Source organism: Nonomuraea indica (genome assembly GCF_002850745.1).
Classification (GTDB): domain Bacteria; phylum Actinomycetota; class Actinomycetes; order Streptosporangiales; family Streptosporangiaceae; genus Nonomuraea; species Nonomuraea indica.
On the sequence record NZ_KZ559474.1, the window covers coordinates 82915 to 98014 of the forward strand.

The 15100-nt window shown below is 73.4% G+C and carries 14 protein-coding genes; 11 read left to right on the forward strand and 3 right to left on the reverse strand.

The features are described 5' to 3' along the window. Window positions 1-34: 34 nt before the first annotated feature. From glmU to CXR44_RS22795, 11 genes are all read left to right on the forward strand, one after another. A complete protein-coding gene (gene glmU / locus CXR44_RS22745) occupies window positions 35-1504 on the forward strand; it encodes a bifunctional UDP-N-acetylglucosamine diphosphorylase/glucosamine-1-phosphate N-acetyltransferase GlmU (RefSeq protein WP_101788131.1) in 1470 nt (489 codons plus the stop codon). Beyond that, the gene (locus CXR44_RS22750) at window positions 1501-2478 is read left to right on the forward strand and encodes a ribose-phosphate diphosphokinase (RefSeq protein WP_101788132.1); all 978 of its coding nucleotides are present in this window, start codon (window positions 1501-1503) and stop codon (window positions 2476-2478) included. The genes glmU and CXR44_RS22750 overlap by 4 nt, the downstream gene beginning before the upstream one ends. Before the next feature lie 148 nt (window positions 2479-2626). Beyond that, window positions 2627-3253: a 50S ribosomal protein L25/general stress protein Ctc gene (locus CXR44_RS22755; RefSeq protein WP_101788133.1), complete on the forward strand. Its 627-nt coding sequence runs from the start codon at window positions 2627-2629 to the stop codon at window positions 3251-3253. A gap of 60 nt (window positions 3254-3313) precedes the next feature. Continuing rightward, window positions 3314-3898 carry an aminoacyl-tRNA hydrolase gene (gene pth, locus CXR44_RS22760; protein WP_101788134.1) on the forward strand — a complete coding sequence of 195 codons (585 nt, stop codon included), beginning with the start codon at window positions 3314-3316 and terminating at the stop codon, window positions 3896-3898. Between the two features lie 113 nt (window positions 3899-4011). Next, entirely contained in the window at window positions 4012-5451 is a 1440-nt protein-coding gene (locus tag CXR44_RS22765; RefSeq protein WP_101788366.1) for a sugar transferase, read from the forward strand. Beyond that, window positions 5451-6215: an inositol monophosphatase family protein gene (locus CXR44_RS22770; protein ID WP_180903654.1), complete on the forward strand. Its 765-nt coding sequence runs from the start codon at window positions 5451-5453 to the stop codon at window positions 6213-6215. The genes CXR44_RS22765 and CXR44_RS22770 overlap by 1 nt, the downstream gene beginning before the upstream one ends. 53 nt (window positions 6216-6268) lie before the next feature. Then, window positions 6269-7183, forward strand: coding sequence for a sulfate adenylyltransferase subunit CysD (gene cysD / locus CXR44_RS22775; protein ID WP_101788135.1), 915 nt, complete (start codon window positions 6269-6271; stop codon window positions 7181-7183). A gap of 4 nt (window positions 7184-7187) precedes the next feature. Next, window positions 7188-8450, forward strand: a complete 1263-nt coding sequence (gene cysN, locus CXR44_RS22780; protein WP_101788136.1) for a sulfate adenylyltransferase subunit CysN — start codon at window positions 7188-7190, stop codon at window positions 8448-8450. Window positions 8451-8596: 146 nt separating this feature from the next. Further along, window positions 8597-9496 carry a sulfotransferase gene (locus CXR44_RS22785; RefSeq protein WP_180903655.1) on the forward strand — a complete coding sequence of 300 codons (900 nt, stop codon included), beginning with the start codon at window positions 8597-8599 and terminating at the stop codon, window positions 9494-9496. A gap of 17 nt (window positions 9497-9513) precedes the next feature. After that, the gene (locus CXR44_RS22790) at window positions 9514-10404 is read left to right on the forward strand and encodes a glycosyltransferase family 2 protein (protein WP_101788138.1); all 891 of its coding nucleotides are present in this window, start codon (window positions 9514-9516) and stop codon (window positions 10402-10404) included. 905 nt (window positions 10405-11309) lie between these two features. Next, on the forward strand, window positions 11310-12029 hold the full coding sequence (locus CXR44_RS22795; RefSeq protein WP_245899334.1) for a WecB/TagA/CpsF family glycosyltransferase: 720 nt from the start codon (window positions 11310-11312) through the stop codon (window positions 12027-12029). Here CXR44_RS22795 and CXR44_RS22800 read toward each other — a convergent pair. The 3 genes from CXR44_RS22800 to CXR44_RS22810 are packed head-to-tail and all read right to left on the reverse strand — an operon-like array spanning window position 11995 to window position 15082. Continuing rightward, window positions 11995-12921, reverse strand: coding sequence for a sulfotransferase (locus CXR44_RS22800; RefSeq protein ID WP_101788140.1), 927 nt, complete (start codon window positions 12919-12921; stop codon window positions 11995-11997). The genes CXR44_RS22795 and CXR44_RS22800 overlap by 35 nt on opposite strands. Continuing rightward, window positions 12918-14270, reverse strand: a complete 1353-nt coding sequence (locus tag CXR44_RS22805) for a lipopolysaccharide biosynthesis protein (RefSeq protein ID WP_101788141.1) — start codon at window positions 14268-14270, stop codon at window positions 12918-12920. Before CXR44_RS22805 ends, CXR44_RS22800 begins: the two co-directional genes overlap by 4 nt. Further along, the gene (locus tag CXR44_RS22810) at window positions 14258-15082 is read right to left on the reverse strand and encodes a sulfotransferase domain-containing protein (protein WP_180903671.1); all 825 of its coding nucleotides are present in this window, start codon (window positions 15080-15082) and stop codon (window positions 14258-14260) included. Before CXR44_RS22810 ends, CXR44_RS22805 begins: the two co-directional genes overlap by 13 nt. Window positions 15083-15100: the final 18 nt, after the last annotated feature.

Sequence of the window (15100 nt, forward strand, 5' to 3'; positions counted from 1 at the left end):
CCCAGATCCGTCCAGTCACAGGGAGCCTCAGTCCGTGAGTGTGCCGCGCCCGGCCGCCGTGATCGTCCTCGCCGCCGGCGAGGGCACCCGGATGAAGAGCCAGACCCCGAAAGTCCTGCACGAGGTGTGCGGTCGCGCGCTCGTCGACCACATGCTGCAGGCCGCCCGCGACCTCGGTCCCGAGCGGCTCATCGTCGTCATCGGCCACGCGCGCGAGCGCGTCGGCGCCCACCTCGAGCGAACCAGCCCCGACGCCCGCGCCGTCGTCCAGCGCGAGCAGCGCGGCACCGGTCATGCCGTCCGGACCGTGCTGGAGGAGGTCGGCACGATCGCCGGCACCGTCCTGGTCACCTACGGCGATGTGCCGCTGCTGCGCGCCGAGACCCTCGCCGAGCTGCTGGGCCGGCACGCCGCCGACGGCAACGCCGTCACCGTGCTGACCGCCGAGGTGCCCGACCCGACCGGGTACGGGCGCATCATCCGCGACTCCTCCGGCGCCGTCCTGAGGATCGTCGAGGAGAAGGACGCCACCCCCGAGCAGCGCGCCGTCAGGGAGATGAACTCCGGCATCTACGCCTTCGACGGCCTGCTCCTCGCCGACGCCGTCAAGCGCGTCTCCACCGACAACGCCCAGGGCGAGGAGTACCTCACCGACGTGCTCGCGATCCTGCGCGAGGACGGCCACCGCGTCGGCGCCCACATCGCAGCCGACTTCGCCGAGGTCGAGGGCGTCAACGACCGGGTGCAGCTCGCCCTGGCCCGCAAGGTGCTCAACCAGCGCCTGCTGGAGCGGCACATGCGCGCCGGCGTGACCATCGTCGACCCGGCCTCCACCTGGATCGACGTGGACGTGCGGATCGAGCCCGACACCGTCGTGCACCCCGCCACCCAGCTGCACGGCGCCACCGTCATCGAGACCGGTGCCGAGGTCGGCCCCGCCACCACCCTCACCGACACCCGGGTCGGCCCCGGAGCCGTGGTGCGCAACGCGGTCTGCGACCACGCCGTCGTGGGCCCCGGCGCCAGCGTCGGGCCGTACGCCTACCTGCGTCCGGGGACGGTGCTCGGCCGCGACGCCAAGGCCGGTACGTTCGTGGAGATGAAGAACACCCAGGTCGGCGACCGGTCCAAGGTGCCGCACCTGTCCTACGCGGGGGACGCCACGATCGGCGCCGACGCCAACATCGGCGCGTCGGTGATCTTCGTCAACTACGACGGCGTCGACAAGCATCGCAGCACCGTGGGCGACGGCGCGTTCGTCGGGTGCGACACCATGCTCGTCGGGCCGGTGAACGTCGGCGACGGCGCCTACACGGCGGCCGGCTCGGTGATCGACACCGACGTGCCCCCGGGCGCGATCGGCGTGGCCCGCGCGCGGCAGCGCAACATCGAGACGTGGGTGCTGCGCAGGCGCGCGGGCACCAAGTCGGCGGCGGCGGCCGAGCGGGCGCTGGCCGAGCGACACGCGGCGGAGCAACACCAGCATCGGGAGAACAGTTCATGACCAGCATCAAGCAGCCGGGCGAGAAGAACCTCATGCTCTTCTCCGGCCGGGCCTACCCCGAGCTGGCCGAGGAGGTCGCCCAGCACGTCGGCGTCTCCCTCACCCCCACCAAACTCGTCGACTTCGCCAACGGCGAGATCTACGCGCGTTACCTCGAGTCCGTACGAGGGTGCGACGCCTTCGTGATCCAGAGCCACACCCGGCCCATCAACCAGTGGATCATGGAGCAGCTCATCATGGTCGACGCGCTCAAGCGGGCCTCCGCCAAGCGCATCACCGTGGTCATGCCGTTCTTCGGCTACGCCCGGCAGGACAAGAAGGGCCGCGGACGCGAGCCGATCACGGCCCGGCTCATGGCCGACATGTTCAAGACCGCCGGCGCCGACCGGCTGATGTCCATCGACCTGCACACCTCGCAGATCCAGGGCTTCTTCGACGGCCCCGTCGACCACCTGTTCGCCATGCCGGTGCTGGAGAGCTACCTGAAGAACAAGCTCGACCTGGCCAGCACCACGGTCGTCTCGCCCGACACCGGGCGCGTGCGGCTGTCGGAGCGCTGGGCCGACACGCTCGGCACGCCCATGGCCTTCATCCACAAGCGGCGCGACCTCGACGTGGCCAACTCCGTGAAGGTCAGCGAGGTCGTCGGCAAGGTACGCGGACGCACCTGCGTGCTGATCGACGACATGATCGACACCGCGGGCACGATCTGCAAGGCCGCCGACGCCCTCTACGAGCAGGGCGCCACCAACGTGATCGTCGCCGCCACCCACGCCGTCTTCTCCGAGCCGGCCGTCGACCGGCTCAAGAACTCCCGCATCAGCGAGGTCATCGTCACCAACACGCTGCCGCTGCCCGAGACCAGCCGCTTCGACAAGCTGACGGTCCTGTCCATCGCGCCGCTGATCGCCCGCGCGATCACCGAGGTCTTCACCGACGGCTCGGTCACGAGCATGTTCGAGGGCGACACCTGAGCCGGCGGAGCCGGGCGCCTCGCCTGACGCGGAGCCCGGCCTGCCGGTAGGCGGTAGACTAGAACGGTTGCGCTCGTAACGCCTTCCGCTAGGGCGGGTGAGGGAGAGCGCCGCACCTTCGATCCCCGACGCATCCCTAGGAGATGTCATGTCCGAAGTACGCATCGCAGCCGAGCAGCGCACCACGTTCGGCAAGGGCGCCGCTCGCAAGATCCGGCGCGCCGACAAGGTCCCGGCCGTCCTCTACGGACACGGCATCGAGCCCAAGCACCTGACCCTGCCCGGCCACGAGGTGCTCCTCGCCCTGCGCACGCCCAACGTGCTGATCCGCCTCAAGGGCGAGGGCGTCGACGAGCTGGCCCTGCCCAAGGGCGTGCAGCGCGACCCGATCAAGGGCTTCGTCGAGCACGTCGACCTGCTCCTGGTCAAGCGCGGCGAGAAGGTCACCGTCGAGATCCCGGTCACCACCGTCGGCGACGTCCAGTCCGACGGCATGCTCGACCAGCAGCTCGTCGCCATCGCGGTCGAGGCCGAGGCCACCAACATCCCGACCGGTGTCGAGGTCGACGTCGAGGGCATGGAGATCGGCGCCGTGGTCACCGCCGGCGACCTCAAGCTGCCCGAGGGCGCCACGCTGTCCGCCGACGCCGACGCCGTGGTCCTGCACGTGATCAACAAGCAGACCGAGTCGCTCGCCGAGGAGGCCGCCGAGGGCGAGGCCGCCGAGGCCCCCGAGGCCGGCGAGGGCGAGAGCGCCGAGGCCGCCGCCGAGTAACGCTTCACCGACGGGGCAGCCGGCACGGTCGGCTGCCCCGTCGCCGTCCGAGGGGAACTCATGGACCGCTGGCTCATCGTCGGGTTGGGCAACCCGGGCTCCGAATACGCGGGCAACCGGCACAACGCCGGCTTCATGACGCTCGACGAGCTCGCCGCGCGGGCCGGGGGGCGGTTCAAGGCGCACAAGAGCCGCGCCGAGGTGCTGGAGACCCGCGCCGCGGTGCTGGCCAAGCCGCTCACCTTCATGAACCTGTCGGGTGGTCCCGTCAAGGCCCTCTCCGACTTCTACAAGATCGGCCCCGACCGGCTGGTCGTCGTGCACGACGAGCTCGACATCCCCTACGGCGCGCTGCGCGCCAAGCTGGGCGGCGGCGACAACGGCCACAACGGCCTCAAGTCGATCACCAAATCGCTCGGCACCCGCGACTACCTCCGCGTCCGCTTCGGCATCGGCCGCCCGCCCGGCCGCATGGACCCGGCCGCCTTCGTGCTGCGCGACTTCGCCACCGCCGAGCGCAAGGACCTGCCCTTCCTCGTGGACCGGGCCGCGGACGTGGTCGAGTCGCTGATGCAGCACGGCCTCGAAGCGACCCAGAACGAGTACCACCGGGCAGACCTTAAGATTTCCGGCCCTCCTCGCTGATCCCCGCATAGGTTCGTTCCAGCCTTCTCGCCACTGCGCAACGCTACGATCTGGTGACTGTCTGCTGATGTCCGGTCACGGGGAGGCGCGCGTTGAACGACGGCGAAGTGCTGATGACCGTCGTCGGCTCCGGGCCTGACCCCGCCTGGCGGGTCGGCCCACGTCTGCCGGCCTGGGTGCGGGCCTACCGCACGCGGGCCGTGGTGTCCGACTTTCTGGGCGCGGGGGTGGGGGCCGCGGCGGCCTTCCTGCTCAGGTTCGGCGGCCCTACCGCGTACGCGGCGCCGTACCTGCTGGTCAGCGCGGCGCTCCCGTGGGTGTGGATCGGCGCGGTGGCGCTCAACCGCGCCTACGAGCCGCGCATGATCGGCATCGGGTCCGAGGAGTTCCGCCGCGTTCTGCAGTGCGGGGTCGCGCTGATCGCCATCACCGCCATCGGCTCGTACGTCAGCAAGACCGACGTCGCCCGCGGCTACGTGGTGCTCGCCCTGCCGCTGGTCACCCTGCTCACCCTCGTGCTCCGGTACGGCCTGCGCCGCTCGCTGCACCGGCGGCGCGCCGGCGGGGCGTGCATGCGGCGGGTGGTGGCCGTGGGCCACGCCGCCTCGATCGCCGAACTGGTGCACCTGTTCCGCAAGGAACGCCACCACGGCATGGAGATCGTCGCCGCCTGCCTGCCCGGCGACGCGCCCGGCGAGAAGATCGCCGGCGTGCCGGTCGCCGGCGACTTCTGCGACGTGCCGCTGGTGGTCGGTCAGACCGGCGCCGACACCGTCGCCGTGCTGGCCTGTCCCGAGATGGACGGCGTGGCGCTGCGGCGGCTGGCCTGGCGGCTGGAACGCACCGACACCGAGCTGGTCGTCGCCCCCGCCCTGATGGAGGTGGCCGGGCCGCGCACCACCATCAGGCCCGCCGCCGGGCTGCCGCTGCTGCACGTCGAGCACCCCGAGCTGACCGGTGTCCGGCAGCTCGTCAAGAACGTCTTCGACCGGGTGGTGGCCGCCGCGCTGCTGGTGCTGCTGTCGCCGCTGCTCCTGGCCCTGGCCGTTGCGGTGCGCACCACCAGCCCGGGGCCGGCGCTGTTCCGGCAGACGCGGGTGGGCAAGGGCGGCACGCTGTTCACCATCGTGAAGTTCCGCACCATGCGGCGCGGCTCCGAGGAGGCGAAGATCACCCTGGTCAGCGACGGTGACGGCGTCCTGTTCAAGGTCCGCAACGATCCGCGGGTCACCCCGCTGGGGGCGTTCATGCGGCGCCATTCGCTCGACGAGCTGCCCCAGCTCATCAACGTGGTCCTCGGCCACATGTCGCTGGTGGGCCCCCGCCCGCCGCTGCCCGAGGAGGTCGCCCGCTACGGCGACGACGTGCGCAGGAGACTGCTCGTCCGGCCGGGTCTGACCGGACTGTGGCAGGTCAGCGGCAGGTCGGACCTGTCGTGGGAGGAATCGGTGCGGCTGGACCTGCGTTACGTGGAGAACTGGTCCCTCACGCTCGACCTCCAGATCCTGTGGAAGACTTGGTCGGCCGTCGCCCGCGGGCAAGGAGCTTACTGATGACGTTTCGTGACGACCACGCTCTCGCCGCCGGCCTGGCGTCCGAGGCCGGAGAGCGGCTGCTGGCCGTACGCGCGCGGGAGGGCTTCGCCGACGCGGCCGCCCTGCGCGCCGCCGGCGACCGCGAGTCCCACGTCTTCCTCATGGCGGCGCTGGCGCGGCTGCGGCCGAGTGACCGGGTGCTGTCGGAGGAGGCGACCAGGGAGGAGCGCCTCGACCCGCGCCGGCTCGAAGCCGACCGGGTGTGGATCATCGACCCGCTCGACGGCACGCGCGAGTTCTCCGAGGAGGGCAGGTCCGACTGGGCCGTGCACGTGGCCCTGTGGGAGGGCGGCGCGCTGAGCGCCGGAGCGGTCGCGCTGCCCGCCCAGGGGCGCACCCTCAACACGGCCGAGCCGCCCAAGCTGCCCGCCTACCAGGACGGGCGGTTCCGCATCGCGGTCAGCCGCACGCGGCCGCCCGAGTTCGTGCGCAACCTGGCCGACCTCGTCGGCGCCGAGCTGGTGCCCATCGGCTCGGCCGGCGCGAAGATCTCCGCGGTGCTCACCGGCGAGGTCGAGGCGTACGTCCACGCGGGCGGCCAGTACGAGTGGGACTCCGCCGCTCCGGTGGCCGTCGCGCAGGCCGCGGGAGCCCACGCGAGCAGGATCGACGGCGCGGCGCTGACCTACAACCAGGCTGACCCCTCACTACCGGATATCCTGGTTTCCCTACCCGAGTTGGCGACTACCCTGCTGGCCGGGATTCGCGACCTGCACCGCTGACCTGACCCGACTGCCGACCGACCCGCACCGCCCCAACGCCGGAGGAAGCTCCCATGCTCCAGCGCGACTACACGACGTCGCAGCTCGACGTGCTCGAAGCCGAAGCCATTCACATCATGCGCGAAGTGGCTGCGGAGTTCGAGCGCCCGTGTCTGCTCTTCTCCGGCGGCAAGGACTCCATCGTCATGCTGCGCATCGCCGAGAAGGCCTTCTGGCCCGCGGCGATCCCGTTCCCGCTGATGCACGTCGACACCGGCCACAACTTCGACGAGGTCATCGAGTTCCGCGACCGGCGCGCCGCCGAGCTCGGCGCGCGCCTCATCGTCGCGAGCGTCCAGGACTCCATCGACGCCGGGCGCGTGACCGAGGAGACCGGCCGGCGCGCCTCCCGCAACAGGCTGCAGACCACCACGCTGCTCGACGCGATCGAGGAGCACGAGTTCGACGCCGTCTTCGGCGGCGCCCGCCGCGACGAGGAGAAGGCCCGGGCCAAGGAGCGGGTGTTCTCCTTCCGCGACGACTTCGGCCAGTGGGACCCGAAGAACCAGCGCCCCGAGCTGTGGAACCTCTACAACGCCCGCATCCGCAAGGGCGAGCACATCCGGGTGTTCCCGCTGTCCAACTGGACCGAGCTGGACGTCTGGGACTACATCCGGCGCGAGGGCATCGAGATCCCGTCGATCTACTTCTCCCACACCCGCAAGGTGTTCGAGCGCGACGGCATGCTGCTGCCCGACTCCGAGGTGGTGCGGCGCGGCGACGACGAGCCGCTCTTCGAGGCCGTGGTGCGCTACCGCACGGTGGGTGACATGACCTGCACCGGCGCCGTGCAGTCCACGGCCGCCACCGTGGAGGAGATCATCGAGGAGATCGCGGCCACCCGGATCACGGAGCGGGGGGCCACCCGGGCCGACGACCGCTCCTCCGAGGCCGCCATGGAGGACCGCAAGCGGGAAGGCTACTTCTAGACCGATGGACATTCTGCGTTTCGCCACGGCCGGAAGCGTCGACGACGGCAAGTCCACCCTCATCGGGCGCCTGCTCTTCGACTCCAAGGCGATCTTCGAGGACCAGCTGGAAGCGGTCGAGCGCACCTCGCGCGACCGCGGCACCGAATACACCGACCTGTCGCTGCTGACCGACGGCCTGCGCGCCGAGCGTGAGCAGGGCATCACCATCGACGTGGCCTACCGCTACTTCGCGACGCCGCGGCGCAAGTTCATCATCGCCGACACGCCCGGCCACATCCAGTACACCCGCAACATGGTCACCGGCGCCTCCACCGCCGACCTGGCGATCATCCTGATCGACGCGCGCAAGGGCGTGCTGGAGCAGTCGCGCCGCCACGCGTTCCTGACCTCGCTGCTGCGGGTGCCGCACCTCGTGCTCGCCGTCAACAAGATGGACCTCGTCGACTACTCCGAGGAGCGGTTCGAGGAGATCCGCGAGGAGTTCACCGCGTTCGCCTCCAAGCTCAACGTGGCCGACCTGACCTTCATCCCGATCTCCGCGCTCAACGGCGACAACGTGGTGTCCCGGTCGGAGAACATGCCCTGGTACAACGGCTCGTCGCTGCTGCACCACCTGGAGAACGTGCACATCGCCTCCGACCGCAACCTGGTCGACGTGCGTTTCCCGGTCCAGTACGTCATCCGCCCGCAGAAGGCCACCGACCACGCCTTCCACGACTACCGCGGCTACGCCGGGCAGGTGGCGGGCGGCGTGCTCAAGCCCGGCGACGAGGTCGTCCACCTGCCTTCGGGCCTCGCCACCCGGATCGCCTCCATCGACACCTTCGACGGGCCGGTGGAGGAGGCGTTCCCGCCGATGTCGGTCACGCTGCGCTTCGAGGACGACATCGACATCTCCCGCGGCGACATGATCGCCCGGCCCAACAACCAACCGCAGGTGTCCCAGGACCTGGAGGCCATGGTCTGCTGGATGAGCGACGGGGCCAGGCTGGCGCCGCGCTCCAAGCTGGCCATCAAGCACACCACCCGCACGGCTCGCGCCCTGGTGCGCGACCTGCACTACCGGCTCGACGTCAACACGCTGCACCGCGACGAGGAGGCCACGTCGCTCGGCCTCAACGAGATCGGCCGCGTGTCGCTGCGGGTCACCCAGCCGTTGTTCGTCGACGACTACGCCCGCAACCGGCTCACCGGCGGTTTCATCCTCGTGGACGAGGCCACCAACGGCACGGTCGGCGCCGGCATGATCATCGAGGCGCACTGACGCGTCACGCCCCCGACGGCCCCCGCCCTCCGGCGGGGGCCGTCGGCGTTCGCGGGTAGATCCTTTGGCGTTCGAGTGACCGTACGGTTACGCTGAGCGCTAGGGTTATCACGTTACGTATCCACGATGTGAAAGCCCATTCCCCCGTGACTCACCCCTCGACAGCCGCCCGGGTGGTCTTCCTGGGCGGCCTTGGCCGGAGCGGCACCACGCTGCTCGAAAGGCTGCTGGGAGAGCTGCCCGGCGTGGCGCCCCTCGGCGAGGTGGTCCACCTGTGGGCGCGCGGCGTGCTCGGCGCGGAGCCGTGCGGCTGCGGCGAGCCGTTCCCCGCCTGCCCGTTCTGGCGCGAGGTGGGGGAGCGGGCGTTCGGCGGCTGGAGCGGGGCGCTCGCCACCCGCCTGCTCGACCTGCGGCAGCGCGTCGACCGCACGCGCAGGGTGCTGCGCATCCGGCACCCCGACCTGGCCACGTACGTGCGGGCCTACCGCCGCGTCTACGATGCGGCGGCCGCGACGGCCGGCGCCCGCGTCGTGATCGACTCCAGCAAGCACGCCTCCCTCGCCCACTGCCTGGCGGCGGGCGGAGTCCCCGTCCACGTGGTGCACGTCGTCCGCGACCCCCGGGCGGTCGCCCACTCCTGGCGGCGCACCGTCGCCCGCCCCGAGGACGGCCGTCCGATGACCCGCTGGGGTCCGGCCCGCACCGCCGTCCACTGGAGCGCCCAGAACCTCGCCCTCGACCTGCTCGCCCGACGCGGCGCCCAAGTGACCCGGCTGCGCTACGAAGACCTGGTCACCGACCCGCACCCCACCCTGGGGGCGCTCGCCCACCGGCTGGGCCTGCCGGCCGAGCTGCCCTTCGTCACCGGCTCGACGGCCCGCCTCACCAGGGCCCACACCGCTTCCGGCAACCCGATGCGGTTCACCGTCGGCCCGGTCGGGCTGGCGCTCGACGAGTCGTGGCGGTCCGGCCCGCACCGGGGGCTGGTCGCGGCCCTCACCTGGCCACTCCGGTGCAGGTACGGCTACCGCGGGGTGACGGCGTGACGCCTGGGAGGAGTCTCATGCAGCAGTCCGTCGGCGTGGTGATCCCCACGCGGGGCGACCGGCCCCACCACCTGCGCGCCGCGGTGGCGGCGGCGCTCGCCCAGGACCGGCCGGGCCGCCTGGACCTCGTCGTCGTCGCCGACGGGGCCGACCCGGCGACCGTCGCCGGGCAACTGGCCGGCCTGCGACCCGTCCGCGTGCTGCCCAACCAGCGGACCCCGGGGCTGCCCGGGGCGCGCAACACCGGCATCGCCGCGTGCGACACCGACCTCGTCGCCTTCTGCGACGACGACGACGAGTGGCTGCCCGGCAAGCTCGCCGCGCAGCTGGCCGCGCTCGACGGCGGGGCGGAGTTCGCGAGCTGCGGCATCGAGGTCGACTACGGCGGGCGCCGGGTGTCCCGCCTGGCCGGCGCCGGCGTGGTCACCGAGGACGACCTCGTCCGGTCGCGCATGGTCATGGTCCACTCGTCCACGTTCCTGTTCCGGCGCGGCACGCTGCTGGTCGACGAGAGCGCCCCCGGCGGCCAGAACGAAGACTGGGACCTGGCGCTGCGCGCCGCCCGGCGCCGGCCCATCGCCAACGTCGACCGTCCCCTCGTCCGGGTCCGGTGGGGCGCCTCCCACTACGCCACCCGGTGGGCCGACCGCATCGCCGGGCTCGAATGGATGCTCGACCGGCACCCCCGCCTGGCCGCCGACCCGCGCGGCGCGGCCCGCGTCTACGGCCAGCTCGCCTTCCACCATGCCGCCCTGGGGCGCCGGCGCGCGGCGCTGCGGTGGGCGGTGCGCGCCCTGTCCGCCCGGGCCGCCGAACCCCGCGTCCCCATCGCGCTCGCCGTCGCGGCCGGCCTCGTTCCGGCGCCCGCCGTCCTGGCCCTCCTGCACGGCCGGGGGCACGGCATTTGACCCGCCCACCCGACACCCCGCCCCCGCCGCACCCGACGGGCCCGACGCCCATGCCCGCCGACGGTTCGGCCCCCGCGCCCGCGGGAAGGACGACGCACCGTGCCGGGAAGGGCGCGACCGGCCCCGACACGCTGGGGGACGGCACGGAGTGCGGCTCCTTCCGGGCCCGCCTGAACTCCTCCAGGCACGCCCTCGGCGCGATCCAGCACGTCTCCAGCGTCATCCGCCCCACCGACGGGCCCAGCACCCCACGCGGCGACGCCCCCCCGGACGGGTCCGGCACTCCGCGTGGTGACGATTCCTCGGACGGGCCCGGCACCCCACGCGGTGACGGTCCCTCGGACGGGTCCGGCGCTCCGCGTCGTGACGGTTCCTCGGACGGGTCCGGCGCTCTGTGTGGTGGCGGTTCCCCGGACGGGTCCGGCGCCCCGCGTGGGGGTCGTCCCAGCGGCGTCGGCACCGCTCCTGGCCCTGCCGGTGGGCCTGCCCGGCCTGGCGGCGCAGCGGGGTCGCGCGGGCCGTTGTGGGCGCGGGTCCCGGCGACGCCGTCGCCCGGACGCGACGCCACCGCGTCCATCCGGCCACCCCGGACCGGCAGCGCCACCCCGAGGGCGTCCACACCTGGCGACCCCACGACCACGCCCCGGACGCGAAGCACGGCGGGGACCGAGGGCACAGGCCCGGCGGGGAGCCCACCCGAGGCCATGGCCACGCCGGTCCAGGTCTCGCCCGTGGAGAGCGCACCGGGTTCGCCCCGCACGAGTCCGCCGCGTCACGAGCTCCCGCTCAGCGGGACGACTCCCGCCGGGCCTGACACGGCGTCCTCGGATGCCGCCGGCCTGGCGGTCCCGGGCGGGCGGATCCCGGCGGGGCGGGTGGTCCTGGCGGGGATCGGGGTGGATCCGGTGACGGAGGCGGAGGTGGTCGAGCACGTCGCCGCCGAGCTCGACGCGGGGCGCGGCGGCCGTATCGTCACGCCCAACGTCGACATCTGCCGCGCCGCCGCCAGGGACGCGGCCCTGCGCGAGCTGGTCAACACCGCCGACCTCGTCGTCGCCGACGGCATGCCGCTGGTGTGGGCGTCGCGGCTGCTCGGCGACCCGCTGCCCGAACGGGTCACCGGGGCCGACCTCATCTGGTCGTTGAGCAAGCGCGCCGCGCGCCGCGGCTGGCCGGTCTACCTGCTGGGCGGGCCGCCGGGGGTGGCCGTGGCCGCCGCCCGCGAGCTGGCCAGCGTCTTCCCGCTGCTCAAGGTCGCCGGGGTGGAGTCGCCGCCGCACGCCTTCGACCGGACGGCCGCCGGGCGTGAGCGGGTGCTGCGCCGGGTGACGGCGGCCCGGCCGAAGGTGGTGTTCGTCGGGCTCGGGTTCCCGCGGCAGGACCAGCTCATCGCCTCGCTCTGCCGCCGCCTGCCGGACGCGTGGTTCGTCGGCTGCGGGGCGGCCATCGCCTTCGCCTCCGGCATGGTGCCGCGGGCGCCCGGCTGGATGCGGGACGCCGGGCTGGAGTGGGCGTTCCGGCTGGGCAGCGAGCCGGGCCGGCTGGCGCGCCGCTACCTGGTGGACGACCTGCCGTTCGCGGTCCGGCTGCTCACCGGTTGTCTGGTCGAACGCTGCCGGCGGTGAGCTCACGGATCCGGTCCACCTCGGCGGGCGTCAGCCCGCGGGCGGCCCCGTCCAGGGCCAGGCGCGAGTCCATCGGCCGGAACGCCGTCCGCGACAACCCCGACCAGGCGAATCCCCGGTCCCGGCCGGCGGGGCCCGAGCAGGCCCGGCGGACGCGCCGCTCCGCGGCGGCCGACCACGCCAGGTCCGCGTGGCCGTACAGGCGCCGGAAGCCGCGCACCGGGTCGGCCGCCAGGTCCTCGTAGCGGACGAGGTGGATGCCGGGAGTGCGGGCGAGGATGTCGTGCGTGACCCGCCACAGCGTGGCGGCCTTGAGCACGCGGTCCTGGGAGCCGACGAGGGCGCGCAGGCCGAGCAGCGCGGGGTGGTCGCGGACGAGGAGGGGCTGTTCGAGCAACTCGTGGAAGTAGACGGTCCAGCCCAGCCGCTGCCAGCTCGCCACGAACGACACCGGGTCGCGTTCGAGGGCGATCACGGTGCAGCCCAGCCGGGCGGCGAACCAGCCCGCCGACAGCACCGCGAAGGGGTCGTCGAGCAGCGCCCGCCGCCGGGTCAGCCGTCCCAGCGTGAAGGCGGTGCCGTAGCGGAGCAGCCGGGCCAGGTCGTACGGCGAGCGGTTGGCGCGCAGCTCCGGCAGGAACCGGTAACGCAGCGCGACCGTGTCACGGAAGGCCGGCAGCCAGCCGGCGGCGTTGTCGTCGCAGATGTACTGGAATCGGTGGGTGACGGTGGCGCGCAGGACACCGGGGCAGCGGCCGGGCGGATGCTGCGGGTTGAGCGGCTCGTTGACGTAGACGACCTCGCCGCCGGCGGCGAGCATCCTGCCGGTCCAGCTGGTGCCGCTCCTCGGCAGCCCCGTGACGAGGATCGGCCGCCGGGCCGCGGGGCTCACACCGCCGCCCACGTGCGGACGCGGAGCGCCGCCAGGCTGTGGCGGCCGAAGGGGCGCAGGCCGTAACGGCGGTGGAGCTGCCAGAGCGGCAGGGCGTTCTTCAACAGCACGCCGGCCGACCAGCCGAGGGCCGCTCCGAGCGCGCCGTGCGCCGGGACCAGCGCGAGATCGAGGGCGAGGGTGACGGCGACGGCGGTGACGAGGTTGCCCAGGCTCGCCGTGGTGTGCCCGGCGGCGGTCAGCACGACGTCGACCATGCCGCACGCCGTCGCGACCATCATCGTGGCCGCCAGCACCAGCGCCACCGTTGTCCCGTCGGCGTACTCGGGCCCGAACAGCCGCAGCGCCCACGGCGCGAGCAGGGCGTACCCGAGCCAGACCGGCCAGGTGGTCACCACCAGCCACGCCGTCGTCGCCTGGTACAGCTCGCGCGCCCGTTCCAGCTCCCCGTCGGCGAGCGCGCGGACCAGGCGCGGCTGGGCGGCGCGGGCGAGACCCTGGTTCGCGAGCTGGCCCACGACCTTGAAGCGGGTGGCGGCGGTGTAGACGGCGGCCTGCGCCGGGCCGCCCAGCACGGCCACGACCACGATGTCCAGCCGCTGGAACACCGCATGGACCGCCGCGGCCACCGACCGGGGAGCGGTGTGCCGCCACAGGTCGCGGCAGGTCCCCGGCAGGTACGGCGTGCGCGGCAGGCGGCCGCGCAGCGCCGCGGCGGCGAGGACGAGCACCGCCGCGTACGGCGCCGCCCAGGCGAGCCCCAGCCACGTCGGCGGCGAGACGCCCTCCGGAACCGGGGTCAGCAGCCAGGCGGCGGCCGTCACGAGCAGGAGCTGGGCGGCGGGCAGCAGCAGCCCGTCGAGGACCACGGTGGGCCGCATGGCGCCGAACCCGCGCGTGGCGGCGAGCAGCACGTCGGCGGCGACCATCACCGGGAGCGCCGGTGCGAGGAGGCCGAGGTGCGGGTGCAGGGCCGCGGCGGCGATCGTGGCCACCACCAGGCCCGGCACCAATCCCGCCCGGATATATCCAGACATGCCGCGATAGCCGTACGTCCGGGCCCGCGCGATGAAGTACACCAGCCCGTTCCCCGCGTCCAGCTTCGCCACCCCGGCCGCCATGAGCGCCAGCGCCGTGGCGGTGAAGAACGCCCCCGCCACCTCCAGGCTGAACGTCCGGGTCACCACCATCACCAGCGCGAACTGCGCCAGCGCGGTCACCACGGCCGCACCCGCCCCGGCCAGGCCGCCCCGCGCCACCCGCCCCACCCCCGTGGCCGTCCCGGCGCGGCTCAGCGCGGACCGGGCCGACACCGCGCGGGCCACGGCGGCACGGGTCAGCGTCGCCATGACGGGTCACCGTCCAGCCAGCGGGCCAGGCGCAGGTCGGCCGCCTCGAAGCGATCGCGCAGCCGCCGCCGCACCGTGCACGGCAGCCGCCCCGGCCGGCCCCGCCCGTTGTGCCGGTCGAACACCGGGTACCCCAGGTGCGGCACGCCCAGGAACTCCAGCACCCGGTCGTACACCCGCTCCGGATCGGCGAAGAAGGCGTGGCTGTCGAGCACGAGCATGCGGTCCCGGCCGAACAGCGGCTCCAGCCGGTCGAGCTGGTCGGCGTAGCGGCCGCGCGCCAGGTAGGCGTGGTGGCGGTGCGAGTGGTGCACCGCGTCCGGACCCGCGCGCAGGCTCTCCTCGGCCCCGGCCAGCCGCTCGGCCTCCAGCTCCACGGCCCGCTCGAAACTCGCCTCCGTCTCGAACCCCCTGGCCAGCTCGTGCGCGTGCGCCGAGCAGGCTCGCTCGACCGGATCACGGACCAGCACGACGAGCTTCACCCCGGGCAGGTCGACGGCGATGCGCTCCCCGGCCAGCGGATGGAACAGGTAGTAGGGCGACGACTCGAACGCCCGTGGCGCCGTCCCGTGCCGTCCGGCGAGCCGCGCGGCGGCCACCCGCAGCGGGAAGTGCCCCTGGTACCAGGGCAGGCCGCGCCCGTACGCGACGTCGAAGTAGTGGACGCCCTTGTGCCGGACCGGCTTGAGCAGCAGCGGATGCGCCGACAGCGCGCGGTAGAGCGAGGTGGTGCCGCACCGTTGCGCCCCGACGATGAGGAACGACGGCAGCACCCGCGCGAACGCGGTCGCCCTCCCGGCGCCGCGCGACATCGACAGCACGGCCTGCTT

Excerpts from the sequence above, each read along its gene's own strand:
- CXR44_RS22810 (WP_180903671.1), bottom strand. The coding sequence starts at position 15,082 with ATGTCGCGCGGCGCCGGGAGGGCGACCGCGTTCGCGCGGGTGCTGCCG.
- CXR44_RS22770 (WP_180903654.1), top strand. The coding sequence starts at position 5,451 with ATGACGTTTCGTGACGACCACGCTCTCGCCGCCGGCCTGGCGTCCGAG.
- pth (WP_101788134.1), top strand. The coding sequence starts at position 3,314 with ATGGACCGCTGGCTCATCGTCGGGTTGGGCAACCCGGGCTCCGAATAC.
- cysN (WP_101788136.1), top strand. The coding sequence starts at position 7,188 with ATGGACATTCTGCGTTTCGCCACGGCCGGAAGCGTCGACGACGGCAAG.
- cysD (WP_101788135.1), top strand. The coding sequence starts at position 6,269 with ATGCTCCAGCGCGACTACACGACGTCGCAGCTCGACGTGCTCGAAGCC.
- CXR44_RS22765 (WP_101788366.1), top strand. The coding sequence starts at position 4,012 with ATGACCGTCGTCGGCTCCGGGCCTGACCCCGCCTGGCGGGTCGGCCCA.
- CXR44_RS22750 (WP_101788132.1), top strand. The coding sequence starts at position 1,501 with ATGACCAGCATCAAGCAGCCGGGCGAGAAGAACCTCATGCTCTTCTCC.
- CXR44_RS22805 (WP_101788141.1), bottom strand. The coding sequence starts at position 14,270 with ATGGCGACGCTGACCCGTGCCGCCGTGGCCCGCGCGGTGTCGGCCCGG.
- CXR44_RS22755 (WP_101788133.1), top strand. The coding sequence starts at position 2,627 with ATGTCCGAAGTACGCATCGCAGCCGAGCAGCGCACCACGTTCGGCAAG.
- CXR44_RS22790 (WP_101788138.1), top strand. The coding sequence starts at position 9,514 with ATGCAGCAGTCCGTCGGCGTGGTGATCCCCACGCGGGGCGACCGGCCC.